General features: G+C 69.1%; 21 protein-coding genes. 12 read left to right on the top strand and 9 right to left on the bottom strand.

Going from position 1 to position 19,955, the window contains the following annotated elements; genetic code table 11:
* Positions 1-28 precede the first annotated feature (28 nt).
* Positions 29-1,162 carry a sugar ABC transporter substrate-binding protein gene (locus tag M2351_RS44290; RefSeq protein WP_264662299.1) on the bottom strand — a complete coding sequence of 378 codons (1,134 nt, stop codon included), beginning with the start codon at positions 1,160-1,162 and terminating at the stop codon, positions 29-31.
* Between the two features lie 211 nt (positions 1,163-1,373).
* Between M2351_RS44290 and M2351_RS44285 the strand changes: the two genes are divergently transcribed.
* Positions 1,374-2,285 (top strand): SMP-30/gluconolactonase/LRE family protein, encoded by a 912-nt coding sequence (locus tag M2351_RS44285; RefSeq protein WP_264662298.1) that lies wholly within the window; start codon positions 1,374-1,376, stop codon positions 2,283-2,285.
* Here M2351_RS44285 and M2351_RS44280 read toward each other — a convergent pair.
* On the bottom strand, positions 2,282-3,136 hold the full coding sequence (locus M2351_RS44280; protein ID WP_264662297.1) for an oxidoreductase: 855 nt from the start codon (positions 3,134-3,136) through the stop codon (positions 2,282-2,284). The genes M2351_RS44285 and M2351_RS44280 overlap by 4 nt on opposite strands.
* Before the next feature lie 369 nt (positions 3,137-3,505).
* On the opposite strand from M2351_RS44280, the gene M2351_RS44275 reads away from it, so the two are divergent.
* On the top strand, positions 3,506-5,395 hold the full coding sequence (locus M2351_RS44275; RefSeq protein ID WP_264662296.1) for a potassium transporter Kup: 1,890 nt from the start codon (positions 3,506-3,508) through the stop codon (positions 5,393-5,395).
* Between the two features lie 152 nt (positions 5,396-5,547).
* Positions 5,548-5,910: a response regulator gene (locus M2351_RS44270; protein ID WP_264662295.1), complete on the top strand. Its 363-nt coding sequence runs from the start codon at positions 5,548-5,550 to the stop codon at positions 5,908-5,910.
* A 20-nt stretch (positions 5,911-5,930) separates the two neighbouring features.
* On the opposite strand, the gene M2351_RS44265 is transcribed toward M2351_RS44270, so the two are convergent.
* From M2351_RS44265 to M2351_RS44250, 4 genes are all read right to left on the bottom strand, one after another.
* Positions 5,931-6,965: an FUSC family protein gene (locus M2351_RS44265; RefSeq protein ID WP_264662462.1), complete on the bottom strand. Its 1,035-nt coding sequence runs from the start codon at positions 6,963-6,965 to the stop codon at positions 5,931-5,933.
* A gap of 139 nt (positions 6,966-7,104) precedes the next feature.
* The gene (locus tag M2351_RS44260; protein WP_264662294.1) at positions 7,105-7,335 is read right to left on the bottom strand and encodes a hypothetical protein; all 231 of its coding nucleotides are present in this window, start codon (positions 7,333-7,335) and stop codon (positions 7,105-7,107) included.
* Between the two features lie 144 nt (positions 7,336-7,479).
* A complete protein-coding gene (locus M2351_RS44255; protein ID WP_264662293.1) occupies positions 7,480-8,472 on the bottom strand; it encodes an aldo/keto reductase in 993 nt (330 codons plus the stop codon).
* Positions 8,473-8,495: 23 nt separating this feature from the next.
* A complete protein-coding gene (locus M2351_RS44250) occupies positions 8,496-8,894 on the bottom strand; it encodes a (R)-mandelonitrile lyase (protein ID WP_264662292.1) in 399 nt (132 codons plus the stop codon).
* Positions 8,895-9,046: 152 nt separating this feature from the next.
* Between M2351_RS44250 and M2351_RS44245 the strand changes: the two genes are divergently transcribed.
* Positions 9,047-9,940 (top strand): LysR family transcriptional regulator, encoded by an 894-nt coding sequence (locus tag M2351_RS44245; protein ID WP_264662291.1) that lies wholly within the window; start codon positions 9,047-9,049, stop codon positions 9,938-9,940.
* Positions 9,941-9,949: 9 nt separating this feature from the next.
* Here M2351_RS44245 and M2351_RS44240 read toward each other — a convergent pair whose 3' ends face one another.
* Positions 9,950-10,756: an EcsC family protein gene (locus M2351_RS44240; RefSeq protein ID WP_264662290.1), complete on the bottom strand. Its 807-nt coding sequence runs from the start codon at positions 10,754-10,756 to the stop codon at positions 9,950-9,952.
* A gap of 216 nt (positions 10,757-10,972) precedes the next feature.
* Between M2351_RS44240 and M2351_RS44235 the strand changes: the two genes are divergently transcribed.
* Positions 10,973-11,104 carry a hypothetical protein gene (locus M2351_RS44235; protein ID WP_264662289.1) on the top strand — a complete coding sequence of 44 codons (132 nt, stop codon included), beginning with the start codon at positions 10,973-10,975 and terminating at the stop codon, positions 11,102-11,104.
* Positions 11,105-11,309: 205 nt separating this feature from the next.
* Positions 11,310-11,810: an arsenic resistance N-acetyltransferase ArsN2 gene (gene arsN2, locus M2351_RS44230; RefSeq protein WP_264662288.1), complete on the top strand. Its 501-nt coding sequence runs from the start codon at positions 11,310-11,312 to the stop codon at positions 11,808-11,810.
* Here arsN2 and M2351_RS44225 read toward each other — a convergent pair.
* On the bottom strand, positions 11,773-11,979 hold the full coding sequence (locus tag M2351_RS44225) for a hypothetical protein (RefSeq protein ID WP_264662287.1): 207 nt from the start codon (positions 11,977-11,979) through the stop codon (positions 11,773-11,775). The two genes, arsN2 and M2351_RS44225, sit on opposite strands and share 38 nt — an antisense overlap.
* A 330-nt stretch (positions 11,980-12,309) precedes the next feature.
* On the opposite strand from M2351_RS44225, the gene M2351_RS44220 reads away from it, so the two are divergent.
* From M2351_RS44220 to argE, 6 genes are read left to right on the top strand one after another with little or no spacing between them, the layout of a single operon-like run.
* Positions 12,310-13,911: an ABC transporter substrate-binding protein gene (locus M2351_RS44220; RefSeq protein ID WP_264662286.1), complete on the top strand. Its 1,602-nt coding sequence runs from the start codon at positions 12,310-12,312 to the stop codon at positions 13,909-13,911.
* 21 nt (positions 13,912-13,932) lie between these two features.
* Positions 13,933-14,910, top strand: coding sequence for an ABC transporter permease (locus tag M2351_RS44215; protein WP_264662285.1), 978 nt, complete (start codon positions 13,933-13,935; stop codon positions 14,908-14,910).
* Positions 14,907-15,794 carry an ABC transporter permease gene (locus M2351_RS44210; RefSeq protein WP_264662284.1) on the top strand — a complete coding sequence of 296 codons (888 nt, stop codon included), beginning with the start codon at positions 14,907-14,909 and terminating at the stop codon, positions 15,792-15,794. Before M2351_RS44215 ends, M2351_RS44210 begins: the two co-directional genes overlap by 4 nt.
* Positions 15,795-15,811: 17 nt before the next feature.
* A complete protein-coding gene (locus M2351_RS44205) occupies positions 15,812-16,795 on the top strand; it encodes an ABC transporter ATP-binding protein (protein ID WP_264662283.1) in 984 nt (327 codons plus the stop codon).
* The gene (locus M2351_RS44200; protein ID WP_264662282.1) at positions 16,792-17,790 is read left to right on the top strand and encodes an ABC transporter ATP-binding protein; all 999 of its coding nucleotides are present in this window, start codon (positions 16,792-16,794) and stop codon (positions 17,788-17,790) included. Before M2351_RS44205 ends, M2351_RS44200 begins: the two co-directional genes overlap by 4 nt.
* Before the next feature lie 17 nt (positions 17,791-17,807).
* On the top strand, positions 17,808-18,974 hold the full coding sequence (gene argE, locus M2351_RS44195) for an acetylornithine deacetylase (protein ID WP_264662281.1): 1,167 nt from the start codon (positions 17,808-17,810) through the stop codon (positions 18,972-18,974).
* Between the two features lie 51 nt (positions 18,975-19,025).
* Here argE and lhpI read toward each other — a convergent pair whose 3' ends face one another.
* Positions 19,026-19,940, bottom strand: coding sequence for a bifunctional Delta(1)-pyrroline-2-carboxylate/Delta(1)-piperideine-2-carboxylate reductase (gene lhpI / locus M2351_RS44190; RefSeq protein ID WP_264662280.1), 915 nt, complete (start codon positions 19,938-19,940; stop codon positions 19,026-19,028).
* Positions 19,941-19,955 lie beyond the last annotated feature (15 nt).

Genomic DNA, 19,955 nt, shown 5'->3' with positions numbered 1-19,955 from the left:
AAGCGCGCACCCGCTCACCGCACCGCCGCTATTTCACGTTCTGTGCATCCTTCGCCATGATCTCCGGCGCGGAGATGTTCACGCCGCAGGCCGGGAAGGCGTTGGCCGTGAAGAAGTTGTCGGTCAGGTCGGGCCAGTAGTTCACCCCCGCCTTCAGCGACGTGTAATCCTCCACCGGGATCGGGACGGAGATCAGCTGGGGCATCGGGTTGCCCTCCAGCGCCGCGAGCGCCGCCTTCATGGAGATGGCGACGAGGCCGGCCGACTGGCCGTAGGACAGGCCCTTCAGCCCGTCCTTGGCGTGCTCGGCGATCAGCTTGCGGTAGCCGTTCTCGGACTCGCCGGCCATGGGCACGAAGGGGTGCTTGGCGTCCATCATGGCGCGCACGGTGCCGGTGGAGCCGCCCTGGGTGAAGACCGCGTCGAACCGCCCGTGCACGGCCAGCGCGTCGGCGGTCGCCTTCTGGGAGGTGCCGTCGTCCCAGTTTCCGACGATCTCGATGATCTGGAACTTGGGTGCTTCCTTCTCCACCACCTCGCGGAAGCCCAGGTGGCGGTCACGGTCGACGGAGTTGCCGGGCAAGCCACGCACCTCCAGGATCTTGCCCTCGCGCTTGGACCCCAGCTCCTTCAGGATGTGGCGGCCGGCAATGCGGCCGATCTCCAGCTGGTCCTCGTTGACCTGCATCACCTTGTCGGTGTCCAGCACGTTGTCGAAGGGCACCACGACGACGTTGTTGCGGTCGGCCAACCGGATCACCCGGTCAAAGCCGTCGGGGGCGACCGCGATGGTGACGATGGCGTCGTAGCCCTGGTTGATGAAATCCTCCATGGCGCCCAGCTGCGCCGCCACGTCGGTGCCGGTGGAGACGACCTTCAGCTCCTTGATGCGCTCCTTCATGCCGGGCTGCTCGGCGTAGGCCTTGGCGGTCTGGATCATCTGGATGCGCCAGGTGTTGCCGACGAAGCCGTTGACGATGGCGACCCGGTAGGGTCCATCCTTCTTCGGCCACTGCATGTACTTCGTGTCCGCCTTCCACGGCTTGAAGCATTGCGGCTCCGGCCCCGGCCCGGAGGCCGTCTTGGGCGCGGCGACCGCGGCGGCGGTGGACAGCAGCAGGCCGGCAACCACGGCCGCCGGCAGACGCAGGCTGCGCATCATGGTGACTCCTCCCCGATTGAATGCCCTGATTGGATGGCCCTTTCCAGGCCTTTTCGTCCGCCCGGCGACGGCCGGTCCACTCCGGCGGTGCGCGGCGGATACAGGGGCAGTCTTCCAAATGTTAGACCGTCTATCAATCAGCCAATCGGATAGTTACGTTCTGGACCAACACCCATGTAAGCTGCGCGCACCGCCATCGCGTGAGGATGCCATGGGCCCGTTGACCGAGATTTTGGATCCGCGTTTCCGCCGGCTGGTCAACTCCAACGCGCGGCTCGACCTGCTCCACACCGGCTGCCGCTGGGCGGAGGGGCCGGCCTATTTCCCGGCGGGCCGTTATCTCGTCTGGAGCGACATCCCCAACGACCGCATGCTGCGCTACGACGAGACGACGGAGACGGTCGGGGTCTTCCGCTCCCCGTCCGGCTATTCCAACGGCAACACGGTGGACCGCGGGGGGAGGCTGGTGACCTGCGAGCACGGCAATCGGCGCGTCACCCGGACGGAGCATGACGGGACCGTCACCGTGCTGGCCGACCGGTACGAGGGCAAGCGGCTGAACAGCCCCAACGACGTCGTTGTCCGCTCCGACGGGACGATCTACTTCACCGACCCGGCCTACGGCATCGACAGCGACTATGAAGGGCACAAGGCGAAGAGCGAGATAGGCGCCTGCCACGTCTACCGGATCGACCCGCGCAGCGGTGCGGTGACCATCGCCGCGGACGACTTCGTGCGGCCGAACGGCCTCGCCTTCTCCGCGGACGAACGGACGCTCTACATCGCCGACACCGGGGCGACCCACGTCGCGGACGGGCCGCGGCACATCCGAACCTTCGCGGTTTCAGACAATGGCGGCCTGTCCGGCGGGGAGGTCTTCGCCACTTGCACCGCCGGCCTGTTCGACGGCTTCCGCCTGGACGAGGACGGGCGTATCTGGACCAGCGCCGGCGACGGCGTCCACTGCTACCACCCCGACGGCACGCTGATCGGCAGGGTCCGCGTGCCGGAGGTCGTGGCCAACGTCGTCTTCGGCGGTCCGAAGCGGAACCGCCTGTACATCTGCGCCACGACCTCCCTCTACGCCGTGCTGACCTGCGTCAACGGCGTGAAGACGTTTTAGGCGTCCGGGAAATCCGCCCCCAGGGAGGTGTCCTTCCAGGACTCAATCTCCTCCAAGGTCGTCTTCAGCTTGCCGGTCACGCCCTCGAAGGCCATGCGGCCGAGCACGAGGCGCAGTGGCGGCTTGTCCGACTGCACCGCCTTGATGATCGCTTCCGCCGCGCGCACCGGGTCGCCGGGCTGCTTGCCGCTGTAGCCGGAGATCTGCTTGCGCCGCGATCCCGCCGTCGCGTCATAGTCGTCGATGAAGGTCGCGGACTGCTTCAGCGAGCGGCCGGCCCAGTCGGTGCGGAACGGCCCGGGCTCGACGATCAGCACGCGCAGGCCGAGCGGCCCGACCTCCTTCGACAGCGATTCCGACAGGCCCTCCACCGCGAACTTGGTGGCGGCGTAGTAGCCGGAGCCGGGGAAGCCGATCATCCCGCCCTGGGAGGAAATGTTGACGATGCACCCCGTCCGTCGCGCGCGCATGCCCGGCAGCACGGCGCGGGTGACGGCGGCCAACCCGAAGACGTTGGTGTCGAACATGGCGCGGATTTCCGCGTCCTCGCCTTCCTCCACCGCCGACAGGTAGCCGTAGCCGGCGTTGTTCACCAGCACGTCGATGCGGCCGAAGGCCTGCTCCGCCGCGCGCACCGCGCCGTCGACTTGGCCCTGGTCCGTGACGTCCAGCCGGACGGCGAGGCCGCGGCCATCGTGCCCGGCCACGAGATCCTTCAGGGTGTCCGGATTGCGCGCGGTCGCCACGACCCGCCAGCCGCGCTCCAGCACGAGACGGGCGAGTTCCCGGCCGAAGCCGGTGGAACAGCCGGTGATGAACCAGACGGGGGTATCCGACCCGGTCGACGCCATGGGCTTTCTCCTGAAATCGGGATTGGAACGGGGGAATTGTCCGCTCAACCCGCCGAACGGCCAACCGTTGCAAAACCACAGCGGGCGCATCCCACCGCTGCGGTCTGCGCACGGCTGGAACTCGCCCACGCTGAATCGGAAGCGTTGCTTTATTCGTCGGTACGCCCATGATGCGCGCCGCAACGCAACACGCTGCAACGCAACACTAGGAGGGGGTTCGTGCTTTCCATCAAGGCCCAGAGCTTGGCCGGTCGGCGTAGCCGCGCCTTATGGCTTCAGCGAAGGCTGGACACCGGCCCGAACCAGCCGAGCCTTATCCTTGAGGAACCGCGCGCGCCACGCCGGTTCGACGCTTCCATCGGGTAACCCATGGCCGAAAGCCCTTCCCCCGCCACCCACGGCACGGCGAAGCTCCGCGCGCTGACACTCGGCGCTTTGGGGGTCGTGTACGGGGACATCGGCACCAGCCCGCTCTACACCCTGCGGGAATGCTTCACCCAGGGCGGTTTCGCGACGGACCCCGAAAGCACGCTGGGCATCCTGTCGCTGATCTTCTGGGCGCTGGTCGTCGTGGTGACGGTCAAGTACGTCATCTTCATCATGCGCGCCGACAACCAGGGCGAGGGCGGCATCCTGGCCCTGACCGCGCTGGCCTTGCGCGGCATGCGCCCCGGTCACCGCAAGACACGGGCGGTGATGGCCGCCGGCATCATCGGGGCGGCGCTGTTCTACGGCGACGCGGTCATCACCCCGGCCATCTCGGTGCTGAGCGCGGTGGAGGGGCTGACCGTCGTGACCCCGGTGTTCGACCGTTTCGTCCTGCCGATCACGCTGACCATCCTGGTGCTGCTGTTCGTCGTGCAGCGCTACGGCACCGCGCGGGTGGGCGCCCTGTTCGGGCCGGTGATGGTCGTCTGGTTCCTCGTGCTGGCGGCGCTCGGCCTCGCCCAGATCGTGCAGGAGCCGCAGGTGCTGGAGGCGCTGCTGCCGACCCACGCCGTCCGCATGCTGGCCGACCACGGCTGGCACGGATTCCTGCTGCTGGGCGCCGTCGTGCTGGCGGTCACGGGGGGCGAGGCGCTCTACGCCGACATGGGGCATTTCGGGCGCTTCCCGATCCGGATCGCCTGGTTCGGGCTGGTGCTGCCGTCGCTGCTGCTCTGCTACTTCGGCCAGGGCGCCCTGATCCTGCGCGAGCCGATCGCCATCGAGAACCCCTTCTTCCACCTCGCCCCGGACTGGGCGCAGCTGCCGCTCGTCGTGCTGGCGACCGCGGCCACGGTGATCGCCAGCCAAGCGGTGATCTCCGGCGCCTTCTCCATGACGCGGCAGGCCATGCACCTGCGCTACCTGCCGCGCATGCAGGTGCAGCACACGTCGGCCCACGAGATCGGGCAGATCTACCTGCCGGCGATCAACTGGTTCCTGCTGGTCGGCGTGGTGCTGCTGGTGATCATCTTCCAGTCCTCCACCAACCTCGCCGCCGCCTACGGCATCGCGGTGACCGGCACGATGGTGGCGACCACGGCGCTGGCCTACAAGGTGGCGCGCCGGCTCGGCCGCTGGCCGCTGGTCCCGGCGATCCTGGCGCTGGTCGGCTTCCTCAGCGTCGACCTCGCCTTCTTCGGGGCGAACCTGCTGAAGGTGGCCGACGGCGGCTGGTTCCCGCTGCTCGTCGCGGCGGCGGTGTTCGGGCTGATGATGACGTGGCGGCGCGGCCGCGTGGTGCTGCGCGAACGGCTGGCCGAGAGCGGCATGCCGATGGACCTGTTCCTCGACCGGGTCAAGGGCGGCTCCGTCCCCCGCGTTCCCGGCACCGCGGTGTTCCTGACCAGCAACACGCGCGGCCTGCCGCCGTCGCTTCTGCACAACCTGAAGCACAACAAGGTGCTGCACGAGCGGGTGGTCCTGCTGACCGTGGAGACGGAGGACGTGCCCTACGTCCCGGCGCCCGACCGTTTCCAGGTCACGCCCTACACGGCGGGCTTCTTCCGGGTGATCGCCCATTACGGCTTCATGGACGAGCCGGACATCCACAACGCCCTGCTGGAGCGCCGCATCCCCGGCCTGCCCTTCGACCCCATGGACACGACCTATTTCGTCAGCCGCGAGACGTTGATCCCCTCCAGCCAGCCGGACCTGCCGCGTTGGCAGGAGCTGGTCTTCATCGCCCTGTCCAAGCTGTCGGGCAGCGCGTCGGAGTATTTCCGCATCCCGCCCGGCCGCGTGGTCGAGCTGGGCATGCAGATCGAGATCTGACGGGCGATCCAACAAGAGTGAGGGGGTGGCCGGCGGTTCTTCCTAGTCCCCGGCCCTCCCCCGCCGGCTATCACCTTTTGCGAGTTGGTGCGCCGCCCCGCGATCGGCTAAATGGACGGGAATTGCCGCTTCGCGAATGGGGTTAGCCGACGATGTCCAAGCCTTTCCATGTGATCGTCGCCGAAGACGACCCGCTGATCGCGGTGACGATCGCGGAGACGCTGGAAGCCCGCGGCCACCGCGTCACCATCGGACGCAACGGTTTCGACGCCTACAAGATCGACGAGAAGGACCCGGCCGACATTCTGATCACCGACATCCGGATGCCGCACTTCGACGGGACCAGCCTGATCAACCGCATGCGCGAGCAGCGGCCCGAGCTGCCGATCCTGGTGACCACCGGCTACAGCGAGCAGCTTCCGGAGGAAGAGCCGGGCCAGCTTGCCGTCGTTCAGAAGCCCTTCACCGAGGACGCGCTGCTGCGCGCCTTCCAATCCCTGCTGGGCACTGCGTAGGCGCGACGGCTCGCCGGCCATCACCGCCGGCCGGCGAACTCCCCCGTCCGTTCGACCAGATCGTCGAGGTTGCGGCGGAACTGTTCCAGGGCGAATCCGGTGCCGAACAGCCGCCAGAGCGTTTCGGTCGGCAGATCCCGGGTCTGCTGCGCCCGCCGCATCGCGTCGATCGTCACCCGGTACTCGCCGATCGCGTCACCCATGGCACCCGCCATTTCACCGGACGGGCCGGCCGTGCTTCCCGCCGGCAGCGACTCGGACAAGCGCCGCAGCACGGCGGCGCCTGTGCGCGCCGCGGACACCCAGCTTTCCGCCGGTCCGGCGGGCAGGGCCTGATCGCCCAACTCCCCCACCGCGCGGCGGAGCATGACGACGTCGTGCCGCAGGCGCATCAGCGTGCGCAAAAGCGGTTCCGGGTCGGGCATGTCGGTCAGGCGGCTCCGCCGCTCGCGCGCCGCCTCCCCCACCAGCACCTCCAGCCGGTTCAGGCTCTGGCGCGTCCGGACCACCAGCGCGGTCATGCCGGCCTGGTCGCCGGGTGCTGCCAGCGTCTCCAGCTGGTCGGCCAGCAGCCCTGCAACCTCGCCCGCCGTGTCGAGGACCGACCGCGACGCGCGGGCCGGCACGACCAGCACCGACACGAGGATGGCGACCGCGCAGCCGAGCCCGACCTCCAGGATGCGGTCGGTCGCGAAGCCCAGCGGTCCCAGCGTCGTGCCGCTGGCGGACAGGAGGACGATGATGGCGGTGATCGGCGCGATCCGGAAACCGGCGGAGAAGGCGGCCATGAAGGACAGCGGCGCCACGGACAGGATCAGGGCCGCGGCCTGGGCCGGGGTGTCGTTGTGCGGGACCAGGAAGGCAACCGCGCTGCCGTAGACGGCGCCGAGCAGCGACCCCACGAACCGGTCGATCGCCGCCTTCAGCGACCCGCCGACGTTGCTTTGCGTGACGATCAGCGCCGTGATCACGGCCCAGAATCCCTGTGGCAGGCCGAACGCCTCGGCCAGCACGAAGGCCGCCAGGCTGGACGCCGTCATCCGCAGGGCATGCACCAGCTTTGAACGATTGCGGGACAGCCAGCGCGCCACCGGACCTCCGTCTTCCTGCAGTCCGCCTGCAGAGTGCCCGTGCGCCCCGTCCGGCGACAATGACTTTTGCGGAGGACTACTCCGCGTCGACTCTTGCGGAGGACTATTCCGCGTCGGCCATCAGGCGCCGGCCGGACGCGACGAAGCCGCCGCTGACGGTCGCCGCGACCGCGTCCCACAGCAGGCCCGGCTTGTCCAGGGCGATGTCGCACAGCCCCAGATAGATCGCCGCCGCAAGACCGATGTGCCCGCAGACGACCAGGCCCAGCCCGCAGCCCATGGCGGCGAGCAGCGGGGAGTTGGGCAAGGAAGGCTTGAACCGCGTTTCCAGCATGTCTGTTTCCCGTGTGCGCCTGTGAATGAGACTCCGCAAGTCCTCCTGATCCTGCGCTTGGCCTGTAACGGGATTGTGTCCGGCACCCCGGCCGTCGGTAACGAACTGTTACAGACGGGCCGGGACGGACGGGGTCGGCTCCGCTCAGCGGTTGGTCAGTTGCTCCAGCCGCTCCGGGTAGCGGTCGCCCTGCACGGGAATGGCGGACAGGGACTCCCCGATGGCGCGGAGGTCGTCGGCGGTTAGCGCGACGGTGGCGGCGCCCAGGTTCTCTTCCAGCCGGTGACGCTTCGTGGTGCCGGGGATCGGCACGATCCAGGGCTTTTGCGCCAGCAGCCAGGCGATGGCGATCTGGGCCGGCGTCGCCCCCTTGGCCGCCGCGATGGCGCCCAGCCGGTCGACGAGCGCCTGGTTCGCCTTGCGAGCCTCCGGCGAGAAGCGCGGGACGAGGTTGCGGAAGTCGTCACCGGCGAAGGTCGTCGTCTCGGTGATGGCGCCGGTGAGGAAGCCCTTGCCCAGCGGGCTGAAGGGGACGAAGCCGATCCCCAGTTCCTCCAGCACCGGCAGCACCTCTTCCTCCGGGCGGCGCCACCACAGCGAATACTCGCTCTGCACCGCGGTCACCGGCTGGACGGCGTGGGCGCGGCGGATCGTCGCCACGCCGGGCTCCGACAGGCCGAAATGCCGGACCTTGCCCGCCTGGATCAGGTCCTTCACCGCGCCCGCGACGTCCTCGATCGGAACGTTGGGATCCACGCGGTGCTGGTAGAACAGGTCGATGGTCTCGGTCCGCAGCCGCTTCAGCGAAGCCTCCGCCACCCGACGGATGCGCTCCGGCCGGCTGTCCAGGCCGCGTTGCGCGCCGCTGTCCGGGTCGATGTCGAAGCCGAACTTGGTCGCGATCACGACCCGGTCGCGGACGGGGGCCAGCGCCTCCCCCACCAGTTCCTCATTGGTGAAGGGGCCGTACACCTCCGCGGTGTCGAAGAAGGTGACGCCTCGCTCCACGGCCGCCCGGATCAGCGCGGTCATCTCCCGCCTGTCGCCGGCGGGGCCGTAGCCGAAGCTCATCCCCATGCAGCCGAGGCCGATGGCGGAGACCTCAAGGCCGCTTGTCCCAAGTGTGCGCTTTTGCATGTGTTCAACGTCCTTCAGGCGCGTCACTGCGCCGAATACTGTTCATCGGTGACTTGTTCCAGCCAGTCCACGGCCTTGCCGTCGAGCCGTTCCTGGATGGCGATGTGCGTCATGGCGGTGGTCGGCGCCGCGCCGTGCCAGTGCTTCTCGCCCGGCGGGAACCAGACCACGTCGCCCGGCCGGATCTCCTCGATGGGGCCGCCCCAGCGTTGCACCCGTCCGCAGCCGGCGGTGACGATCAGGGTCTGGCCCAGCGGGTGGGTGTGCCAAGCGGTGCGGGCGCCCGGCTCGAAGGTCACGCTGGCGCCGGCCACGCGGGCCGGGTCGTCCGCCTGGAACAGCGGGTCGATGCGGACGGTGCCGGTGAAATACTCGGCCGGACCTTTTCCGGACGGCTGCGAGCCACTTCTTTTGATGTCCATGATCGGAAACCCCTTTCCCGGCGGCGTCCGCCGCCCCTGTGTTCCTGCCGTGTGATCCTGGTTTCGCGATGGCCGTATCCCAAGGATTAACAGCCGCGGCATCCTGCGTTTAGATGCTAAAGTCGGCATGATCTTATAAGCAGAGCTAATGAATGCCCCGCGAGAACATCAACGACCTGTTGGCCTTCCTCGCCGTGGCGCGGGAGCGGAGTTTCACCCGCGCCGCGGCCAAGCTCGGCGTGTCGCAGTCGGCGCTCAGCCAGACCGTCCGCGGGCTGGAGGAGCGGCTGGGCCTGCGGCTGCTGACCCGCTCCACCCGCAGCGTCGCACCGACGGAGGCGGGGGAGCGCCTGCTGCTGAACGTGGGGCCGCGGTTCGAGGAGATTGAGGCCGAACTGGCCGCCCTCAGCGAACTGCGCGAGAAGCCCGCGGGCACCATCCGCATCACCACGGCGGAGCACGCCGCCGACACGATTCTCTGGCCGGCTCTGGAACGGCTGTTGCCGGAATACCCGGACATCAAGGTGGAGCTGATCATCGACTATGGCCTGACCGACATCGTCGCCGAGCGCTACGACGCCGGCGTTCGCCTCGGCGAACAGGTCGCAAAGGACATGATCGCGGTGCGCATCGGGCCGGACATGCGCATGGCGGTGGTCGGCGCGCCGTCCTATTTCGCCGCCCGCCCGCCGCCGAAGACCCCGCAGGATCTGATCGCGCACAACTGCATCAACCTGCGCCTGCCCACCTACGGCGGGCTGATGCCCTGGGAGTTCGAGAAGGGCGGCCGCGAGGTGAAGGTGCGCGTCGACGGGCAGCTGGTGCTGAACAACGCGTCGCGGATCCTCGGCGCCGCGCTGGGCGGCTTCGGCCTCGCCTACGTCCCGGAAGACCTCGCCGCACCTTATGTGGACACCGGGCGGCTGACGCGGGTCCTGGAGGGCTGGTGCGCGCCGTTTGCCGGCTACCACCTCTATTACCCGAGCCGCCGCCAGCCATCCCCCGCCTTCGCCCTGCTGGTCGAGGCCCTGCGCCACCGGGGGTGATGGGCGCGGTCAGCCGGGGTGCCACCCGCCGGCCTGCCGCCCTTTGAGTTCCCGCACCACCGACCCGAAGCAGGAGCGCACCTGGTCGCGGTCGTGCCTGAGTTCGATCGGGCGCAGCGTGAACAGGACGCTCGCCATCGCTTGGTAGAAGCGCATGTAGGACCAGTTGAGTCCGGCGCCCAGAACCGCGCCGGTGACCGGCACCGCCTGCACCGCGACCTTCGGCAGGATGGCGCCGGCGTAGCGCACGGCGACCCGCGCGACGATTTCCGCCAGTTCAGGCGCGCCGACGCGGGCTGCGAAGAAGGCGAGATCGGCATCGTCGTCGTTGTCCAGGGGTCCGCCGTAGGCGAAGGTTTCGATGCAGGTCGCCTGAACGCCGGGATCGCTGAGGTCGGCGCCCTTGGACCGGGCGACGTCGGCGATCGACCGCAGGATGGTGACCGTCGTCACCGGCAGTTCCACGAGGATCGCCGGCAGGCCGAGAAAGCCGCTGATGCCGCCCGACGCCGCGGCGGCGAGGCTGTACAGCCCTTGCGACGCATGGCGGCCGGCGTGGTTGTCCATGCCGCTGAGCGACACCCGCTGGGCGTAGTCGAGCGTGTCGCGGACCTTGCCGACGATGCCGTCCTTGACGCCCTCCGGGAGGCGGTTCAGCCCCTTCTCGATGGTGCCCCCCAGCGTGGCCATCACCCCCATCAGCGCGCCCTGGGCCGCCAGATACTCGGCCGCCGCCCGCTCCAGCGTTTCGTAGTCCGCGGGACTCAGCAAGGCGCAGGCGTTGGTCTGACGCGAAACGACGGCGCGTTCCAGCATGTGGTGTCTCCCCCGGTTCGTGACGCTGCACGTGTCCTGTGGTTAACAGCGCCGCCCGCCGGGCGGATCGCACGCCGTCCTATGTGGGGCTTTTGCTGGAGTTACGCACTGTTGGGGCGGCCGTAATTTTCCCGGCATCCTGCCCTGCGAGGATTGCGTATCTTGTATTTGGTATACCAGACTATAGTCACGCCATCAGATCAACGGAGACACATCATGACGACCACCACCCTCTCGCACGGCACCGTCCCGGCCTCCTCGCAGACGGGCCACTCCATCCGCGAGTTCCTGACCGCCTGGTTCAAGGCCACCCCGGTCTACATCGTCTACAGCATCCTCGCCCACTGATCCGCCTACAAACCGACGCTGTTCCGGCGCCGCGCACGCGGCGCGGGCCGACACCGAAAAACGGGCTGCGCTTCTGGCGCGGCCTGTTTTCGTTTTTGGATCAGCGACAATTCGCCGGTCGCCCGGTTCTTGCCGACGGCTCCGCACACCGCTAACATTTCGACAATTCTGGAAACGTCAACGCCGTCGCCGCAAGGACACCGTCATGGAACAGAAGCCCCTCCTGCCGGCGCCGACCGTAACACCCCTGATTGCGGAAGACCTGCCGTCGCTGGCCGAACTCCTCGCCGCGAATGGACTTCCCACCGGCGACCTCACGGCAGCGGGGCGGCGCTTCTGGCGTGTGGCGGACCGGGACGGGCTGCTCGGGTACGGCGGGCTGGAGGCCTATGGCGCGGACGGCCTGCTGCGCTCCGTCGTGGTTCCGGCCGAGCGGCGCGGCGGCGGTGCCGGACGCGCCGTCGCCGCCGCGGTGAGCGAGGAGGCCCGGCGCCTGGGCGTGGCGCGGCTCTGGCTGCTGACGATCGGTGCCGCCGGCTTCTTCGAAGGCCTGGGCTTCCGGCGCACCGACCGCAAGTCCGCCCCCGCGGACATCGCGTCAAGCGCGCAGTTCGCCGGCCTGTGTCCGGGCAGCGCCGTCTGCCTGCGCCGCGACTTGGTCCCGCCCGCTACGGCGATGTCCGGCCATCCAGCCGGTCGAGAATGACCTGAGCCTCCTTCAGGAGGGCGTCGCGCACCAGGGTGAGTTGCTGCACCGCGGATTGCGCTCTCCTAGCCCGGTCCTCCTCCAGCGCGATCCGTTCATCGATCCGCGTGATGTCCCGTTCGATGAACCGCAGGGATTCCCGGGCTTTTTCCTCGTCCTGGGTGTTCATGACGCTCCCCCCTGGAACGTTCAGCATTCTTATGCGGACAGTGTCCGCCACTTTGGACACCCGGACCAGATCCTGGGAGGGCTATCCCCTGCCCCCAATGGGCGGAGCGCGCCACAGAAGTGCGGCTACGGCCGTATGTTGACAGGCCGCCGGAATCGGTTTCTGATCGTTGAAAACACGCCAAGCCTTTAGCGCACGGCGATAAAGCACCATCGAAGTCAGGGACCGAAGTCACGGGCAACCCAATCAGTTTCGGACAAGACCCGGACACGATGGCGGGGGTTTTTCGTCACATGCCAGACAGACACTGCATGGGGGACATGGGACACTATGGTCTTTCGGCTCCTTGGACTTGCGACGGCCGCGGCGATCCTCGCCGGCGCCGGGTCGGCACCGGCCGCCACACTCACGATCGGAACCTCGGCTGAGCCCAGCTCGCTCGACCCGCACTACCACAACCTCGGCCCCAACACGCGCGCCCGCAAACATGTGTTCGAGTCGCTGGTGGGATTTGACGCCAAGATGCGGCTCCAGCCCGAACTGGCCGAAAGCTGGCGGGCAGTGGACGACACCACCTGGGAGTTCAAGCTGCGCAAGGATGTGAAGTTCCACGACGGCAGCCCCTTCACCGCGCAGGACTTCGTCTACACGGTCTGCCGCATCCCGAACGTCGCCAACAGCCCGTCCTCCTTCACGGTCTACACCAAGGGCATCGCCGCCATCGAGGTGCCGGACCCGCACACGCTGGTCATCAAGACCGGCAAGCCCTACCCGCTGCTGCCAGCGGAGCTGGCGACCTTCGGCATCATCTCCGCCAAGGCGGCGGGCGGCGAGCAGGTCACCTTCGACAAGGCGGGCTGCAAGGCCGACAGCTGGCCGACCTCGCAGGCCTTCAACGACGGCACGCTGATGATCGGCACTGGGCCGTTCAAGCACAAGGAATACGTCAAAGGCGGCCGGCAGGTGCTGGAGCGCAACCCCGATTACTGGGGACCGAAGCCCGCTTGGGATACGGTCGTCTTCCGCCCGATCACCAGCGATGGGCCGCGCGTCGCCGCCCTTCTGGCCGGCGACGTGGACATGATCGAAACGCCGCCGGTCCAGGACATGGAGCGGCTGAAGGGCACGCCCTCCGTCACGCTGGCCCAGGCGCAGTCGGCCCGCGTCATCTATCTGGCGCTAGGCGTGCAGGACACGCCGCCGACCATCACCGGCACCGACGGCAAGAACCCGCTGAAGGACGCCCGCGTGCGCGAGGCGCTGTCGCTGGCGGTGGACCGCGACGCCATCGTCAAGCGCGTGATGCAGGGCGTGGCGGAGCCGGCGAACCAGTTCCTGCCCGCCGGCTTCTTCGGCAACAACCCCGACGTCAAGGTCCACACCGACGCCGCCAAGGCCAAGAAGCTGCTGGAGGAGGCCGGCTACCCCAAGGGCTTCCAGCTGACGCTCGGCACGCCCAACGACCGCTACATCAACGACGACAAGGTCGCCCAGGCCGTCGCGCAGATGTTCACCCGCATCGGCGTGCAGACGAAGGTCGACGCGACCACCGCGAACGTCTTCTTCTCCAAGCGCAACAAGCAGGAATACAGCGTTTTCCTGGCCGGCTGGCAGGCGGATTCGGGCGAGATGTCGTCCCCGCTGAAGGCCCTGGTCGCCACGCCGATCAAGGACAAGGGCTACGGCACCACCAACTACACCAGCTGGTCCGACCCGGAATTCGACGGGATGCTGGACACGGCACTCGCCACCGTGGACGACGCCCAGCGCGAGAAGCTGCTTCAGGCGGCGGTGAAGCGCGCCATGGACGCCACCATCATTGTGCCGCTGCATTACGAGGTGACCGTCTGGGCCATGAAGAAGGGCCTGAGTTATGAGCCCCGCGCCGACCAGTACACGCTGGCCGCCAAGGTCGTCCCGGCGCAGCCATAGGGCTGCGCGGGATCCCCGTCCATGATCGTGTTCATCCTCCGGCGGCTGACGCAGAGCGCGGTCGTCATCGCGGCCATGGCGGTGCTGGTCTTCACCGGCATCTTCGCCATCGGCAACCCCATCGACGTGCTGATCAGCCCCGAGGCGGACGAGGTGGAGCGCGCGGCGGCCATCGCGCGCCTCGGCCTCGACCAGCCCATGCACGTGCAGTTCGCCCGCTTCGTGGAGAGCGCGGTGGGCGGCGACCTGGGCACCTCCTTCGTGCATGGGGTGCCGGCGCTCGGCCTCGTCCTGCAACGCTTCCCGGCGACGCTGGAGCTGGCGTTGGCCGCCATGCTGCTGGCGGTTCTGCTGGGCATCCCGCTTGGCCTGTGGGCCGGGCTGAAGCCGGACAGCGTGGCGGGGCGGGTCATCATGACCGGCTCGATCCTCGGCTTCTCGCTGCCCACCTTCTGGGTCGGCATGATGCTGATCATGGCCTTCGCCGTGCAGCTCGGCTGGCTGCCGGCGGGCGGGCGCGGCCAGACGGCGAGCCTGTTCGGCATCCAATGGAGCTTCCTGACCCGCGACGGACTGGCCCACCTGATCCTGCCGGCGATCAACCTCGCCACCTTCAAGCTGTCGCTGGTCATCCGGCTGGCGCGCGCCGGCACGCGGGAGGTCGCCTTGCAGGACTACGTGAAGTTCGCCCGCGCCAAGGGGCTGTCGCCCGCCCGCGTGGTCGGCGTGCACATCCTGAAGAACATCATGATCCCGGTCGTCACCGTGCTCGGCCTCGAACTCGGCAGCGTCATCGCCTTCTCGGTGGTGACGGAGTCGGTCTTCGCGTGGCCCGGCATGGGCAAGCTGCTGATCGAAAGCATCCTCCAGCTCGACCGGCCGGTGGTGGTCGCCTACCTGCTGCTGACGGTGCTGCTGTTCGTGGTGATCAACCTCGTGGTCGACCTGATCTACTCGATGCTCGACCCGCGCATCCGGCTGGGCGGGGGCCGGGCATGAGCGCCGCGCGGGAGGAATCCCCCCTCCGGCGGCTGGCGCGCGACTTCGCGCGCTCCCGCGTTGCGGTGGTTGGGCTTGCCGTGCTGGTGCTGGTGATGCTGGCCGCCGTCTTCGCCCAGCTCGTGGCGCCGCAGGATCCCTACGACCTCGCCCAGCTGGACATCATGGACAGCCTGCAGCCGCCGGGCACGGCTGGCGGGGCGGGCTGGACCTATTGGCTGGGCACCGACGACCAGGGGCGCGACCTGTGGTCGGCCATCGTCTTCGGCCTGCGCACCAGCCTGGAGGTGGGCATCCTGGCGACGCTGATCGCGCTGGCGGTCGGAGTGGCGGTCGGAATGCTCGCGGCCTACGCCGGGGGTGCGGTGGACGGCGCCATCATGCGGCTGGTCGACATCCAGCTGTCCTTCCCGGCGATCCTGATCGCACTGATCCTGCTGGCCCTGCTGGGCAAGGGGGTGGACAAGGTGATCGTCGCGCTGGCCGCCGTGCAGTGGGCCTATTACGCCCGCACGGTGCGCGGCTCCGCCCTGGTGGAGCGGCGCAAGGAGTATGTGGAGGCCGCGCGCTGCCTGGCATTGCCGCATTCCCGCATCATGCTGCGCCACCTGCTGCCCAACTGCCTGCCGCCGCTGATCGTGGTGGCGACCGTGCAGGTGGCCCACGCCATCGCGCTGGAGGCGACGCTGAGCTTCCTCGGCGTCGGCGTGCCGGTGACGGAGCCGTCGCTCGGCATGCTGATCGCGTCCGGCTACGGCTTCATGCTGTCCGGAAACTATTGGGTCAGCCTGTTCCCCGGCGTCGCCCTGCTGGTCGTCATCGTCGCGATCAATCTGGTCGGTGACCGGCTGCGCGACGTCCTGAACCCGCGCCTGAGCCATTGAGGGAGGGGAGGAAGCGCATGACCCAGCCCTTGCTGCGCGTCGAAAACCTGCAAACCCATTTCGCCACCCGCGCCGGCACTGTGAAGGCGGTGAACGGCGTCAGCTTCGACCTCAGGCGCGGCGAGATCCTGGGCCTCGTCGGCGAATCCGGGTCGGGCAAGTCGGTCACCGGCCAGTCGATCCTCGGCCTCGTCGATCTGCCCGGCCGGATCGTCGGCGGGCGCGTGCTGTTCGATGGGGAGGATCTGGTCACCGCCGGGGAGAAGCGGCTGCGCGCCATCCGCGGCCGGCGCATCGCCATGATCTTCCAGGACCCGATGATGACGCTGAACCCGGTGCTCAGCGTCGAGACCCAGATGGTCGAGGCGGTGCTGGCCCACGACAAGGTCGGGCGGGCCGAGGCGCGACGGCGGTCACGCGACGCGCTGGGCCGCGTCGGCATCGCGTCACCCGACGAACGGCTGGCCGCCTACCCGCACCAGTTCTCCGGCGGCATGCGCCAGCGCGTGGCCATCGCCATCGCCCTGCTGCATTCGCCGGACCTGATCCTGGCCGACGAGCCGACCACCGCGCTGGACGTCACGATCCAGGCGCAGATCCTGTTCGAGGTGCAGACCCTGTGCCGGGAGACCGGCACGGCGCTGCTGTGGGTCACCCACGACCTCGCCGTGGTGTCGGCGCTGGCCGACCGGGTGGCGGTGATGTACGCCGGCCGCATCGTGGAGACCGGGCCGATCGCCGACGTGATCCAGGCGCCGCGCCATCCCTACACCCGCGGCCTGCTGGATTCCGTGCCCAGCCGCAACCGGCGCGGCGTGCCGCTGCGCTCCATCCCCGGCATGGCGCCGTCTGCACTCGATCTGCCCCAGGGTTGCGCCTTCCAGCCGCGCTGCGGGCGCGCCGACGCCGCCTGCTCTGTGATGCCGGACCTTGCGCCGGACGCCCACGCGTGGCGCTGCTGGCACCCCCACGACGCGGACGCGCAGGGGGCTGCGGCATGACCCAGCCCATCCTCGCGGTCTCCGGCCTGTCCAAGCGGTTCGAACGGAAGCTGGACGTGGTCGAACGGTTCGCCCGCCGTCTCGGCGCCGCGGTGGACGACAGCGTGCTGCACGCGGTCAGCGGGGTTGACCTCACCGTCGCGGAGGGCGAGGTGGTCGGGTTGGTTGGCGAATCCGGCTGCGGCAAGAGCACGCTCGGCCGCATGGTCGCCGGCCTGCTGACGCCGAGCGACGGCGCGATCCACTGGCGCGGCACGGACCTGCGCGACCTCCCGCCCGCCGGACGGCACGAGGCGAACCTGAAGATCCAAATGGTCTTCCAGGATCCCATGGCCTCCCTCAACCCCCGCCTGCGCGTCGCCGACATCATCGGGGAGGCGCCGGTCGTGCACAGGCTGGTTCCGCGCCGGAATGCAGCCGAGGCGGTCGCGGAGATGATGCGCACGGTCGGGCTCGACCCCGGCTATATGCGCCGCTACCCGCACCAGTTCTCCGGCGGGCAGCGCCAGCGCATCGGCATCGCCCGCGCGCTGGCGGTGAAGCCGGACTTCCTGGTGTGCGACGAGTCCGTGGCGGCGCTCGACGTCTCGATCCAGGCGCAGATCATCAACCTGTTCATGCGCCTGCGCGAGGAACTGCGCCTCACCTACCTGTTCATCAGCCACGACCTGGGCGTCGTCCAGCACATCTCCGACCGCACGGCGATCATGTATCTCGGCCGCATCGTGGAGCTGGCCCCGACGCCGGAGCTGTTCGCGGCCCCCAACCACCCCTACGCCAAGGCCCTGCTCGACGAGGCGCCGCGCGTGACGCTGGAGAAGCGCCGCTTCGCCCCGATCCGCGGCGAGATCCCGTCCCCCCTGAACCCGCCGGCCGGTTGTCCCTTCCACCCGCGCTGCCCCCACGCTATGCCACGCTGCTCGCAGGAGCGGCCGGACTTGCGCGAGGTGGCGCCCGGGCGCTGGTCGGCCTGCCACTTGAACGACGCATTTTGAGGTATAGTCAGAGGATCATGAGCGACTGTTCCCCACGCACGCTGGCATTGCTCCGCGACCTCATCGCGTTCGACACGACCAGCCGCAACTCCAACCTCGACCTCATCCACTACATCCGCGACCACCTCGCGGCGCTGGGGGTGGAGAGCACGCTGGTCTTCGACGACACGCGGACCAAGGCCAACCTCTACGCCACCATCGGCCCGACCGACCGCGGCGGCATCTGCCTGTCCGGCCACACCGACGTGGTGCCGGTGGACGACCAGGACTGGTCGAGCGACCCCTTCACCCTGACGGAGCGCGACGGCAAGCTGTACGGGCGCGGCACCGCCGACATGAAGGGCTTCGTCGCCACCGCACTCGCCATGGCGCCGGACTTCCTGGCCGCCGAACTGAAGACCCCGATCCACTACGCTTTCTCCTACGACGAGGAGCTGGGCTGCATCGGCGTGCGTGGCCTGCTGGAGCGGCTGGCCGGCATGGCGGTCAAGCCGCGCTTCTGCATCGTGGGCGAGCCGACCAGCATGCAGGTGGTGGTCGGGCACAAGGGCAAGCTGTCGATGCGCTGCCACGTCCATGGGCACGCCTGCCATTCCTCCCTGGCGCCGCGCGGCGTGAACGCCGTGGAGTACGCGTCGGAGGTCGTCGCCTACCTGCGCCGCATGGGCCGCCGCTTCGCGCTGGAGGGGCCGTTCGACCCCGACTACGACGTGCCGCACACCACCGTGCACACCGGGGTGATCCAGGGCGGCACGGCGCGCAACATCGTCCCCACCGACTGCGCCTTCGAGTTCGAGTTCCGCCACATCGCCACCCACCCCGTCGCGCCCATGCTGGCCGAGGTGCAGGACTTCGCCCACAAGACGCTGGAGCCGGAGATGCGGGCGGTCCAGCCCGGCACCGGCTTCTCCTGGGCGCCCCTGTCGGAGGCCCCGGCGCTCGACACGCCGCCGGATCTGGACGACGTGGCGCTGGTCAAGCACCTCGTGGAGCGCAACGACCACGGCAAGGTCGCCTTCGGGACGGAAGGCGCGCTCTACACCAGCATGGCCGGCATCCCGGCGGTCGTCTGCGGCCCCGGCGACATCGACCAGGCCCACAAACCGGACGAGTTCGTGTCGCTCGACCAGCTGGCGAGGGCGGAACGGTTCCTGACGCGGCTGAAGGCGGCGGTGGTGGCCTGAGGTGTGGTTGGGGGACTGAGGGGAGTGGTTGCACTGAGCCCCCACCCCCCTTCACCCCAAATGCGCCAGCGCGCAGCGCCCCGCGGCCAGATCCCAAGCCGCACACCCCACGCTCTTGAACAAACGCGGCGCATCGGGGTCCACACGCCCCTCCAACGCATCGATCAGCGAACGCCCCTTGGCCCAGTCGAAGCCGGCCTGGATCAGGTCGCCGGCCTCATGCCGCCCGCCGGCGGGGTCGTCCAGGAACACTTCGCTTCCATGCACGGCGGTCGGGCCGTATTCCGCCATCTCCGGCTTGAAGGCACCGACGCCGACCAGCAGCCGGTCCGGGCGCGGGGTCTCGTCATAGACGGGCGTCAGGCTGGTGGTCAGCGTGATGACGACCTCGGCCGCCGGATCGACCGGGCCGGACGCCGGGCGCAGATCCAGCTCCAGCCCGGCATGATCGCGCACGAAGGCCTCCGCCCGGTCCAGCGCGCGGGTGTGCACGTCCACCCGGATGCCGGGATGAAGGGCGGCCAGCGCCTTGGCATGGTCGGAGGCCTGCTTACCGGCACCGATCAGCGCGACATGGCGCGGCGCGCTGCGGGCCAGAGTCCGGATCGCCAGCATCGACACCGCCGCGGTGCGCCGCCCGGTGACCGTCGGGCCGTCGAGGATCGCGCGCGGCGCGCCCGTCGCCGCGTCGTAGACGGCGACCACGCCGTGGATGGTCGGCAGTCCCAGCGCGCCGTTGCCCGGGCAGACGTTGACCAGCTTGTGGATGCCGATGTCCGACGCGGTGGCCGGCATGGACAGCAGAACGCCGTTGTTCGGCAACGGCAGCACCTGCCGTTCCGGGCTGGTGATCCGCCCGGCGGCGTAGTCGCGGGCTGCCTGGGCGACGGCGTCGCACAGCGGGCCGAAGGGCAGGCAGTCGGCGGTTTGCTCGGCGCTCAGCATGGACAGGGCGGCCGTGGCCATCGCGGTGAGTCTCCT

Source organism: Azospirillum canadense (genome assembly GCF_025961225.1).
In the GTDB taxonomy this organism is placed as follows: domain Bacteria; phylum Pseudomonadota; class Alphaproteobacteria; order Azospirillales; family Azospirillaceae; genus Azospirillum; species Azospirillum canadense.
The sequence above is the reverse complement of the archived record's forward strand: the minus strand, read 5'-3'. Positions and strand labels throughout refer to the sequence as shown.